The sequence below is a fragment of the Gimesia algae genome (assembly GCF_007746795.1).
In the GTDB taxonomy this organism is placed as follows: domain Bacteria; phylum Planctomycetota; class Planctomycetia; order Planctomycetales; family Planctomycetaceae; genus Gimesia; species Gimesia algae.
Window position 1 is genome coordinate 5,634,488 of sequence record NZ_CP036343.1, and the last position, 11,884, is coordinate 5,646,371.

General features: G+C 49.9%; 10 protein-coding genes. 8 read left to right on the forward strand and 2 right to left on the reverse strand.

The window, feature by feature from the left end:
* Positions 1-226: 226 nt before the first annotated feature.
* From infA to recG, 3 genes are all read left to right on the forward strand, one after another.
* Entirely contained in the window at positions 227-445 is a 219-nt protein-coding gene (gene infA, locus Pan161_RS21065; RefSeq protein WP_002643979.1) for a translation initiation factor IF-1, read from the forward strand.
* Positions 446-590: 145 nt separating this feature from the next.
* Positions 591-1,085, forward strand: a complete 495-nt coding sequence (rnhA, locus tag Pan161_RS21070) for a ribonuclease HI (protein ID WP_145230561.1) — start codon at positions 591-593, stop codon at positions 1,083-1,085.
* 157 nt (positions 1,086-1,242) lie between these two features.
* Positions 1,243-3,318: an ATP-dependent DNA helicase RecG gene (gene recG, locus Pan161_RS21075; protein WP_145230563.1), complete on the forward strand. Its 2,076-nt coding sequence runs from the start codon at positions 1,243-1,245 to the stop codon at positions 3,316-3,318.
* A 32-nt stretch (positions 3,319-3,350) separates the two neighbouring features.
* On the opposite strand, the gene Pan161_RS21080 is transcribed toward recG, so the two are convergent.
* Entirely contained in the window at positions 3,351-4,499 is a 1,149-nt protein-coding gene (locus Pan161_RS21080; RefSeq protein ID WP_145230564.1) for an LptF/LptG family permease, read from the reverse strand.
* Between the two features lie 443 nt (positions 4,500-4,942).
* Here Pan161_RS21080 and Pan161_RS21085 point away from each other — a divergent pair, with 443 nt between their 5' ends.
* Together Pan161_RS21085 and Pan161_RS21090 are read left to right on the forward strand one after the other, a co-directional pair.
* Positions 4,943-5,395 (forward strand): TraR/DksA family transcriptional regulator, encoded by a 453-nt coding sequence (locus tag Pan161_RS21085; RefSeq protein WP_145230566.1) that lies wholly within the window; start codon positions 4,943-4,945, stop codon positions 5,393-5,395.
* A gap of 279 nt (positions 5,396-5,674) precedes the next feature.
* Complete coding sequence (locus Pan161_RS21090) at positions 5,675-7,198, forward strand: trypsin-like peptidase domain-containing protein (protein WP_145230568.1); 1,524 nt, start codon at positions 5,675-5,677, stop codon at positions 7,196-7,198.
* Positions 7,199-7,334: 136 nt separating this feature from the next.
* Here Pan161_RS21090 and Pan161_RS21095 read toward each other — a convergent pair whose 3' ends face one another.
* A complete protein-coding gene (locus Pan161_RS21095; protein ID WP_197995444.1) occupies positions 7,335-9,458 on the reverse strand; it encodes a COG1361 family protein in 2,124 nt (707 codons plus the stop codon).
* A gap of 439 nt (positions 9,459-9,897) precedes the next feature.
* Here Pan161_RS21095 and Pan161_RS21100 point away from each other — a divergent pair, with 439 nt between their 5' ends.
* Genes Pan161_RS21100 through Pan161_RS21110 form a run of 3 tightly spaced genes read left to right on the forward strand, consistent with a single transcriptional unit; the run spans position 9,898 to position 11,854 of the window.
* On the forward strand, positions 9,898-10,707 hold the full coding sequence (locus Pan161_RS21100) for a lipoyl(octanoyl) transferase LipB (protein ID WP_145230571.1): 810 nt from the start codon (positions 9,898-9,900) through the stop codon (positions 10,705-10,707).
* A complete protein-coding gene (lipA, locus tag Pan161_RS21105) occupies positions 10,694-11,593 on the forward strand; it encodes a lipoyl synthase (RefSeq protein ID WP_145230574.1) in 900 nt (299 codons plus the stop codon). Before Pan161_RS21100 ends, lipA begins: the two co-directional genes overlap by 14 nt.
* Positions 11,594-11,854, forward strand: coding sequence for a lipoyl domain-containing protein (locus tag Pan161_RS21110; protein ID WP_145230575.1), 261 nt, complete (start codon positions 11,594-11,596; stop codon positions 11,852-11,854).
* The last annotated feature ends 30 nt before the right edge of the window (positions 11,855-11,884 follow it).

Below are 11,884 nucleotides of genomic sequence, written 5' to 3' on the forward strand. Positions count from 1 at the left end.
CAAAAATTCGGTGAATTGTCCTTTCTGCACGGATTTCCCTGTCTGAATCAGAGGTTATATGACTTGCGGGTCTGTTCAGACTGGCATATTTGACGTCTCCCTGTCACAATAAGGGGCACAGAGAACTCCCGATTGTCTTTCATCAGACTGACACTGGAGTTAGGTTTATGCGAGATGTATCGCTTATTCCCGTTTTATGAATCTTATTGGACAGGATATAATTGTTATGGCCAAAGAAGAGGCCATTGAAGTCGAAGGTACAGTGACCGAGGCACTGGCAAATACTCAGTTTCGAGTCGAACTGGAAAACGGACACCAGGTTCTGGCGCATGTGGCCGGCAAGATGCGAAAACACTTTATTCGTATCGTCCCGGGCGACAAAGTCGTGGTCGAGGTATCCCCTTACGACCTGAACCGTGGACGTATTGTCTATCGAGAACGATAGTCGCAAAAGAGCGACCCGCTTCTTTCCCAGAATCCACCAGGGGTGATTTTACGCTCGTTTGTAGCATCGCCTTTGTTTGCCGTTGTACCGGGACTCAAATTCGAGTTATCGTTAATTCTTTGCCAGGTGTGCGTTTTTCATTATTATGACTGATGATGCAGCAAATCAGAACGCTCTTCCATTTGTGCAGATCTTTACCGATGGTGCCTGCAGGGGAAATCCAGGACCGGGAGGCTGGGGAGTGATCCTCAGACATCCTTCCACCGGAGCGGAAAAAGAGTTCTCCGGAGGCGAGGCAGTCACCACCAATAATCAGATGGAGTTGCAGGCGGTGATTTCCGGACTGGAACTGCTGAAACGACGTTCTCGTGTGGAAGTGATTACGGACAGTGTTTACGTTGCCAAGGGATCAAAGGAATGGATGCCGAACTGGAAAAAAAACAACTGGCGCCGACGGGAAGGTAAAAGCTGGAAACCTGTCAAGAATGAAGAATTCTGGCGGAAACTGGATACCCTGCTGGAACAACACGAAGTTCACTTTACTCAGATCAAAGGGCACAGTGGTCATCCGGAAAACGAACGCTGTGATGAACTGGCAGTCGAGTTTGCACTCAAGTTACAAAGTGAGTCTGAATATTAAACTGTGTCCCGTTTTACTGTAGCGTCTCCAGGGGCATTGGGACCCTGAATGATACTACGAGAGACGCGATGGTAAAATGTGATGCATCTGTTCTGTCATCAGACATCACATCACGATCCTGATTCATATAACTCGGCTCGAACGGTTGCAGAATACGATGACCGCATCTCCCCTGGAAACTCCTGTTCAATTTCTCAATGGGGTGGGCTCAGATCGCGGCGAACTGCTGGGAAAAATCGGGATTCAAACGGTAGAGGACCTGCTGTGGCATCTGCCCCGCAGTGTTCTGGACCTGACTGACGTCCGCCCCGTCAATGAACTGGAAGAAGATCAGCCCGCATCCGTCTGCGGCAAAGTCGTGGACCTGGATGCCCGCACGATCTCACGCGGTCGTACGATTACGGCGATTCTGCTGGATTGTGGCACCGGGTTTCTGAAGGGAACCTGGTTCAATCAACCCTGGGTCATCAAACGTTTTTTCCAGGGCCAGTTGCTGATGTTTTCGGGTAAACCTAAACGCCGCTCTGGAAAATGGGAAATTTCTCATCCGCAGTTCCAGGTCCTGGAAGAAGATCTGGATGATCCGCAGGGACTGATCTTACCCCGGTACAGCCTGACCGAAGGTATCAAGATGTATCAGATGCGGCGTTACATTCGCGCTGCGGTGGAAGAATACGCTCAGCTGATTCCCGACTATCTTCCGGAGAATTTTCGCGAAACGCAGTCGCTGATTCCGTTGAGTCAGGCCGTGATCCAGATGCATAAACCCCAGACGATGGAGGAATATCATGCCGGCGTGCATCGTGTGATCTACGATGATCTACTGGAATTTCAGCTGGCGCTGGCGATGCGCAGACGACTCTGGACTTGCGTCGATAATGCCCCCTTGCTGAAGGTCACTGCAAAAGTCGATGCCCGTATCAGGCGACTGTTCCCTTATGATTTTACCGAGGGACAAAACCAGGCAATCGAAGAGATTAAAGTCGACCTGGCTTCAGGTCGGGCTATGCATCGCATGCTGCAGGCAGATGTGGGTGCCGGCAAAACCGCCATTGCGATTTATGCAATGCTGGCCACCATTGCCGGCGGAGACCAGGCGGTGTTGATGGCCCCTACGGAACTGCTGGCAGTACAGCACTGGGAAACAATCAACCAGATTTTGAAACACAGTCGAGTAAAACGCTGTATCCTGACCGGCAGCCTGTCTCCCTCCGAACGCAAGACGACACTGGAAAAAATCGCTTCCGGAGAACAGCAACTGATCGTGGGCACGCAGGCGGTCGTCCAGAAAGATGTCCAATACCACAACCTGGGACTTGTGATTATCGACGAACAACACAAATTTGGTGTGATGCAGCGGGCACACTTCTCCAGCGATCAGAACACACCACACATGCTGGTGATGACGGCAACGCCGATTCCCCGTAGCTTGTGTTTGACACAGTTCGGTGAGCTGGATATCTCAATCAACACCGATCTGCCCCCGGGAAGGCAACCGGTCATGACAAGTCGCGTCTCAACAACGCCTCAAAGAAAAAAGGCCTGGGAATTTTTAAGAGCCCAGATCGATGCAGGCAGGCAGGCTTATATCGTCTGCCCACGCATCGATTCCGAAGACGAACAGAATATTCGTTCGAGTGCCGAGGAAGTGTATCGTAAACTGCAGAAGAGCGAGCTGTCGACGGCATCCATCGGACTGGTACACGGTCAGATGGATCGTGGAGAACGGGGAGAAATCATGAAACAGTTTCACCAGGGAGCTATTCAAGTGCTGGTCTCGACGACGGTCGTTGAAGTCGGTGTGGATGTGCCCAATGCGACGCTGATGGTCATTCTGCAGGCGGATCGATTTGGACTGTCACAGTTGCATCAGTTAAGAGGTCGCGTGAGTCGCGGTCTCCACCGGGGAAACTGTTTTCTATTTTCTTACACGGAAAGCGAAGACGCCTTGAATCGACTCGCGGTGATGGAACAGACCACCGATGGCTTTGAAATTGCCGAGGCGGATTTCCAGGCACGAGGACCGGGGGATATCTTTGGAACCCGTCAACATGGCGAATTGCCTCTGCGGGTTGCAGATCTCAAACGGGACGAGTCCATTTTACAGCAAACGCATGCGATCGCATTACGTCTCGTGGAAGGAGGCGAATTTGACCAGCCCCGGTTCGCTCCCTTAAAGATTCGCGTGCTGGAGCGATTCGGACAACTGATGGATCTGGGACAGAGCGGTTAATTCTGTGCGGTTAGTTCTATTTGACTCAAAACTCAGGTCTGAACCCGGTTCGTGAACCAGGCGGCAAGCGTTCCGTTCGTAATGACGGGAAACCAGGCGGCCTGATCGGGTGAAATCAATTTTGTTGCCCCCATATAATGGAAACACTGCGAAACTCCAAACAGGCCTCCCATCACACATGCGCAAATCGCGATATTCAAGATCAGACTGCGACTCTCTTTGCGTAGTACAAACGGGATCGAAATCAGTACTGCGATCAGATTCATGATCGGACGTGTGAGTCGGGAATGCAGATCCAGTTTCTGTTTACGAATCGATAAATCGCTAAAGGAAGGATTATTGATTCTGGCAATCAGATCCGGAGTTGAGATCAGCGAACTGAAATTGCGATTACAGAGCTGATCACAGCCCACATCCGTCACGATAAAGATTTCATTTGCCTCAGTACCGGGCAGGATAATATCACGTGCAAATTCAGCAATTTCAAGATCCTGATATTTCGGAGATGCCTGTTTGAGTAACCAGCCTCCCGGACTGGTTCTGGTCTGTGTCTGATAGATCGCGGTTTCAGATTTAACGGTGACGAAATCGTGAACCATTGGTTTAGATAAAACAAACTCTGCATTTTTCATTTTCTGCTCAGTCAGAAAAACTTCCTGACCGTTGATCATAATCCGGGTACTGAAATCATAAACCGGTTCAACAAACTGAGCTGAGTTTCCCATGTCTCCGCGCTCCGCCTGAAGCTTATCCGCAATGGATGGAATGATCACTTCCTGATTCACACACATCACACAGTTGACAATAATCGTTGCTATCGCCAGTGGTATGGCCAGTCGGTATGTGGGAATACCGGCGGAGAGTACGGGATTCAGTTCCCCGTGACGCACCATCAGGGAAAACACAACGACTCCAGCCAGTACGGAGAGAATCGGGCTGATCATGTCGAAAAAGATGGAAGATTGATAGAAATAGAACTCAAGCATGATCCAGAGCAGACTGGTCGATGAGCCCTCTTCTACCTCAAGACCGGTCGAAGAGACTTTTTCTGCCCCTGCCTGAAAGCCGTCGATGTTCGTAAATCCGTCAAAAACCACGTACAGGCCGTAGGTTGCGATGAAGCCGATCACGAACACATGGAAATATCGTTTGAGTAAATAGCGGTCGAAGGTGGTAAACACGTTTCCCAATCGTTGTCGGTAACTGATCTAAGGTTCTGCCCAAAGGCAGGTTTCAGGGAGCGCGTATTACACCGCAATCTGGTAAATGGGTCAATATCAGGAGGCAGCCCCTGAGCCCTTGTATACATGCGTTACATCCCTTATAGTTTGAACGTCCAGTTCGCGAAACGGGCTTAATCTCCAGAAAATCGGAAAATAGCAAGAAAAGGCGCCAGCTTAAGTTATTGTAAAAATTTGACTTATGTATTAATTTCTTATTTTGAAAGTTTCCAACTCTCGACATTTAATTCGCGTAGTGAATAATACCCATGAGTAGCTTTGATATAAAAACAAAAATATCTGGTCATGTTTCCAAATTCTTTAGCCAAATTAAAAGCTATGTTTTGGGAGATCGACTTTATAAAGTTGCGCACCGAATATGATCTTTATGAGGGGACGAGAGAGTGGTACGAAAAGACGCAATAATCAGGTTGCACAAGCAACTACTAGATAGACGTGATGAGCTGAAAAAACTGGTAAGCGACAGTTCAGAAGGTTCGTCTGGCAGCCAGTCGTCCGTTGAGGACAGTGGCGATGCTGCGATTCGTGCACGCCGCCAGGATCTGGAATCTCATCTGGCCGAGATCGAATATAATGAGCTGATGCAAATCCGCCGCGCGATCGCGCTGATTCAGGAAGGCCGTTACGGTCACTGCGAAAGCTGCAATAAAAATATACCGATTGCACGGCTTAAAGCAGTTCCCTATGCGATGTTTTGTGTCAGTTGTGCACAACAGCGCGAATCGATGGGATTATCCACTAATGCTGTTCATGGCGATTGGGAGAACGCATACGAATTCGAAGGACGGCTTAACGATCAGGAAGTCAGAATTCATGATTTGGATCTCGAAAAATAAGATCCCCTACCGATAATGAATGCCAGAGGGTTCCACCAGACTGATTACGGTTTTTCTTCTCTCCTGAAAAATATACAGATCCCTCATCACTGACATTGATTGTGGAGAGATGCATCGCATTCAGTCTCGTGGTCCCTGGTATTACCGGTGTCCGCTGCCAGTCAGTCTGCCACTTGTAATCAAATCGTCCGGCACTGGCGAAGGATTGCCTTATTTTGCCGTAGCTAGGAATAGCTAAAACGCAAAAAAGATCCTGGGTCACGCTGAGAGATTTGCAACATGAAGAATCGATACCCCCTGGCATTCGTATTAGGTCTGGTTGTTTCTGTTTCACTATGGAATGCCTGCTTTGAATCCCCGCTGTCATTCAAACAGCTGGAAGCTAAAGTTCCTTCACAGTCGAACCCCCGGCAGGAACATGCCACACTGCTCCCTTCTACGTCTCCATTGCATGAAGGCAGCAGACATCTGGCGAAAATAGCCAAACTGGCAACACCCAGCGTCGTTCATATTCAGTGCGAGCGCCAGACGCCCCGTGGCGCGGTAGAAGAGACCGGTTCGGGAGTGATTGTCAGAGGTGATGGCGCTTCCGGTTTGTATATTGTCACCAACCGGCATGTGGTACGAGATTCGGAAGGCACCTCGATTTCCATCTCTCTGCATGATGGTCGGGTGATACATCCCCAGCAGAAATGGGAAGACAAAGATACCGACCTGGCAATTTTAAAGATCAATGTCTCCGATGTGTCTCCCGCTGACTGGGGTGACAGCGACAAGCTGGACATTGGACATATGGTACTGGCGATGGGAAGCCCTTTCGGTTTGAGTGAATCGGTCACTCTGGGAATCATCAGCGCCAAAGGACGACGTTCCCTGCAGCTGGGCAGTGGATCAGAAGTTCTTAATCAGAACTTTCTGCAGACCGATGCCGCCATCAACCCTGGTAACAGTGGCGGACCGCTGATCGATCTCGAAGGAAAAATTATCGGCATCAATACAGCCATCGCTTCGAATAGTGGCGGTAATGACGGGATCGGTTTCAGTATCCCCAGCAAGCTGGTCCGCCACGTGTTCAATCAGCTGGTGAAGTATGGTCAGGTTTACCGGGCTTATCTGGGTGTGCAGCTCGATCCGGAATTCAGCATCGCGACTGCCGGCCGATTGAAAATGGACCGCGTGCGGGGTGCCCGGGTTGTGAAAGTCATCTCCAATACGCCAGCGTCGCGTGCTAACCTGAAGTACGATGACATCATTCTCAGTTTTGGTGGCATCGATGTCCTCGATCAGAACCATCTGATCAACCTGGTCAGTCTGACTCCCATCGATAACAGAGTCAGTGTGGTCCTGTTACGGAGCGGCCGGAAGGTTAATGTAATGGTAGAACTGGCAAACCGTCGCATTCTGGACGAACTCGAACGGAAACAGAAAGAGACACAACAGTCTCGACGGCCGGGAACCTCGGCTGCCCCCATGAGCTTTCAGAAAATGAAAAACACAACCGCGAACGATGTATTATCTGGTCTGCAGGTGCATGCCATGAACGCAGACCTGGCCATTCAACTGGGGTTTGAGGCCGTTCAGACCGGGTTACTCGTGATGGATGTGGATCAGCAGAATTCACTGTCAAACGTAGTCAAACTGTACGATGTGATTGAAGAAGTCGCCGGCACCCCTGTTAACAGCCTGAACGACCTTCGAACGGTTCTTGAGCAGACTGAATCACTGGAGAACCTGGTTCTGAAAGTCTCGAACGGCAAACCGGGACAACCACATCATCAACTCGTCATCTGGAAGAGAAAGTAAATCTCTGACAGCAGACTTCCCTGGAACCATCTTTGATGGAAGCGGTCTCTCTCAACCTGATTCGCTTCAATAAAAAAACCCGGTCAGCAGATCACTGACCGGGTTTTTATTTTTTAACAGCCTGAAGTAGATTCGCTTAGTCTTTGTAGAAGCGAGTCAGTTCTTCGAACAGCAGAGGATCGCGGATCGAATCGCTGGCGAGCCGTGCCCGGAACCGCTGATTTCCTTCCACAGAACCCCGTACGAGTACCTGATACTGTACCGAATCACCAGGTGCCAGGTCTCCCAGAGATTTGAAGACGACCACACCATTTTCAGCAATATGCTGAGTCGGGCCGGTTGCAGAAATCAGATCCACACCAGGAGGCAGTTCACAGGAGACAGAGACATTCTGTGCTGACTTACTTCCATCATTCTTAACAACCACTTTGTAACCGGTTTCTTTGCCGATTTCGACAGGATCGTCCAGATCAGCGATTTCCAGAACCAGCTGAGCAGTCCCTTCAATTCGTGTTTGAATCTGAGCGTCTGATTTTACATTGTGTTCAGAGATCGCTCGTACGTGATGTACGTAGTTACCAATGGTTTTGGTTTTCAACTCCAGATTCACACTGGCGGTTTGACCTGGTTCCATCCGACCGAGAAACCAGCTGATGGTGGAATCTTCCGGATTGAACTGTCCGCCATGATCGGCATTGACGAATTCAAAACCTTCTGGAATTTTGTGTAGGACGCGTACATTGTTCGTAGCGGCAGCACCATCGTTGAGTGTCGTGATGGCGTACTGAGCACTGCGTCCTTTATAACGCAGTCCCGGACCATCAATGGCGACTTGAACTTTAGGAGCAATCACATTCACACGAGCCTGTGTCGCTTGAACCAGACCACCTTCGGCTTTTGCCTGAACCTTCACAACCTGCTCACCACCCATAACAGCGGCTAAAGCCAGACGAATTGTTCGGGTTTCACCCGGATTGAGTGAGCCAACCTGCATCTGCAGAAATTCGGCAGTCACGTGCTCCAGTCCTTTGGGGATTTCTGCTTCCAGCACAACATTGTGCAGTGTACCAGTACCCGGGTTGGAGATGGTGACCGACTGAGAAGCTGGCTCACCAATCATAACATTGGTGGGACCTTTAACGGCCACCTGCAACATGGGTTCTGCGACCATGAACGACTCAGTCAGAGCACTGGTTGAGCGAACATGAGCAGCAGCCGTAATGGCTCCCCGCTGACTGGGAATCATGGAAATCCGGATTACTTTTGTTTCGCCGGCTTGCAGCGATTCAAATTTCCATTCCAGATGATCACGGCTGGAACTGGGACGAGGTTCCGCATTGGTCAGTCGCACTGAAATCGGAAAGAATGCTTCAACCAGCAGGTCCTGAGCTGTCTGTTTTCCTTCGTTTTTGATTTCCAGTTCGAATTCACATTCCTGACCTACGTTAATTTCTGTTTTCTTGATCCATTTGTGGGTCAGTTTTGCAGCAGCTTCTCTTGAAGCGGTACCCACTGGTTTCACAACAGTTTCGTTCACACGACGCCTGTTGGGAGTCGCACTGACTGTAATTCCGGAAGGTTGCTCTGTTTTTGGTGCGGTAGCAGGAGTTCCGAAAGTCAGATGATGTTTGTTTTCCACTGTCTTTCGATCCGGAATTCGAGGAACGGAAAGACTGGGAGTCTGTGGAGCCGACTGACTGAACTCAGTTGGCAGACGGAACTGATTTTCGCGTGTGTCCCCTGCGCTGATCTGCTGAATATTTCCCTGGGCAGACTTCTGGTTGCCCTGCTGAAATTCGGCATGAACAATGTTCTGCCTGTCAGACTGGTCTGAATTGAATGTTTCGACATGGTACTGTTTTTTACCACTTTGTGGTTCCGAATGACCAATCTGCTGGAACTGAGACTGGCTTGGCGCGGGAGTCTCTGTTTTTGTTTTGTTATCCAGACGGCGATAAGGACGTTCCTGCCCGAACAGTTCCTTGTAATAATTAGGAACCTGCGAGAGACGGGCCTTATCAGTAGGCTTATATTCTGATGACTGTTTTTTCACAGCCGCGTTTTGACTCGGCTGAGAAATCGTGATCCGACCAGTATTCGTATCAGGAGTCTGACCGGAAAAGTACTGGCTGGATGAACGGGAAGTGGAAGTCGAATCAAAGGGTGACTTCGATTCTAAAATGCGATCATCGGCGGTGGCGATACTCGCACTCATTACCATAGTTGAAAATATCGCGAGCATCTTTTTTCCGCGTCGCATTGGGTTTCTCCTTACCGATTGGAATTTACTGCTGGATCGGAACTGATTTGAGGTTTGATTTGACATGAAGAGCTCTGAGAGCGAGAGTGTTCTGATAAATTGCAAAACGGTGTATTAGTTTTATCCATTTCTCTCTATCGGATCTGCGGATCCAAGGAATTGAATCAGATATGCTGATTTTTTAAAATAAACCGGAATTGCAAGAGATTCCGGTTATGACGATTATCTTCCAGAACGGCATACACCTCGAAACAACACCACCTAAACACATTCATAACAGATACTTACCACATGACACAGTTCCTGTTCTCCAGACACTGCTTGCTTTAAACAGTAATACTGGGGATCAGGGAGCTTTCAATGTGATCTGCTCTCTGGATCCTGGACAAATCAGGATTTCCACGTTCTGAAGATTGACTCTCTGAGAGAACCGCTGAAAATGACGGTGTCGCTGACCGTTATCGAACAGCAGTTTTATCTCCAGGTACCTGTAGACAGGATCATGAATTCACCTGCCCCTGACATGAACCAGACAAGCCCTCGCAATTCCTCAATCAAGGTCTATATGCTGGGCTGCGTCGATTTTGACTCGTTTCTCACACTGCAGGAGCGGGCACTGCAGGAAATCAGGCGACAGGATACTGATCAGGCGACTCTTTTTGTGTGTGAGCATCCCCCCATCATCACCGTAGGTCGGGAAGGAAGTCATGCCCAGCTAGCCGAGTCCAGGCAGGAATTTAAGGCGAGCCAGCTGGAGGTCCGCTGGATTAACCGGGGGGGAGGTGCCTTGTTACATGCCCCCGGCCAGTTAGCCGTGTACCCCCTGCTCCCTTTAAATCGGATGGGTCTGGGAATAGATGACTTTCAGAACGGGCTGGTACAGTCCCTGTTGCGAATGTCAGCAGAACTGGGGATTGAAGCAGCCCAGCATCCTGATTCTGTAGATATTTTCGGCCGTTGTGGCCAGTTTGCCTTTCTGGGGGCTGCGATCAAATCCTGGATTTCTTACTATGGTTTGTATATTAATGTCTCACCCGATATGAAATTACAGCGACTGATTGATGCCAATCAGCATGACCATCGTCTGACATCACTTTCAGCGACACTCACGCGGGAAGCCAGTATGAGTTCGGTCCGCGAAAGCATCGTCAGGAATCTGGTTCAACAGTTTGGTTATCAACAGACCCATATATTCACACGACATCCCTTACTGCATAGAGTGAAGAAAAAAGTATATGTCCACCCTTAATATTCTGACAGACACCACCCCCGAACCCCGACAGCGACTTCCCAAATGGCTGAAGCGTCCTTTGCCTGAACCGGGGATGGCATTCACCAGTAACGTAATCGAAGATTTGAAACTGGTGACAGTCTGCGAAAGCGCCAAGTGCCCGAACCGTACCGAGTGTTGGTCCCACAAAACCGCGACTCTGATGATTCTGGGAAATGTCTGTACGCGGCCTTGCGGGTTCTGTTCGATCGCCAAAGGAAAAACAGAAACCGTACAACTGGATGAACCGGAACGCGTTGCTGAAGCAGCAGTGCGACTGGGGCTGGAACATGTCGTGATCACCTCTGTCACGCGTGATGATCTGCCCGATGGTGGCGCAGAACACTTTTATAATTGTATCCTGGCAATCCGCGAGCGGATGGATGCTGACATCGAAGTCCTCACTCCCGACTTCCGTGGCGACCGCAAAGCCATCCATCGCGTGATCGAAGCGCATCCCGATGTCTTCAACCACAATACGGAAACCGTGCCTCGCCTTTATCACCGCGTGCGACGTAATGCCGTTTATCAGCGTACACTGGACCTGTTGATTCAAGTCAAAGAAACAGATCCGACCATCATCACCAAAAGTGGAATCATGCTCGGCCTGGGTGAAACCCGGGAAGAAGTTCTGGAAGTCTGCGCAGATCTGCGGGCTGTCGGCTGCGACATGATTACCATCGGTCAGTATCTGCAACCCACTCCACAGAACCTGCCTGTGGAACGCTTCCTGCCTCCCGAAGAATTTGACGAAGTCGGAGATCAGGTCCGGGCGATGGGTTTCAAACTGGTCGCCAGCGGTCCCTTTGTACGTTCCAGTTACAATGCAGGTGAGATGGCGTCTGTCCTGGGAAAAGATTCCTGAATGTCGACACCGATCCTTGTTCCCCCGGTCAACCGTTCTCCTCAACCATTAAAAGTCAGTCTGTGGCTGACGCATGCAGGCGAAGCAATCGCCACCGGTGATCGAGTCGTCGAACTACTGTTCCCCGGTGTGACTTTTGATGTGGAAGCCCCCTGCGCCGGTACGATCGTATCTTGCGAATGCCCGGCGGGCGTCGAAGTTACCACAGGTATGGTTCTGGGCTGGATCGAACCGCTGGATTCTGAAGCTGAAGCGGACTGAAACTCTGAAGACTGATTTCTGAAAAGAGAT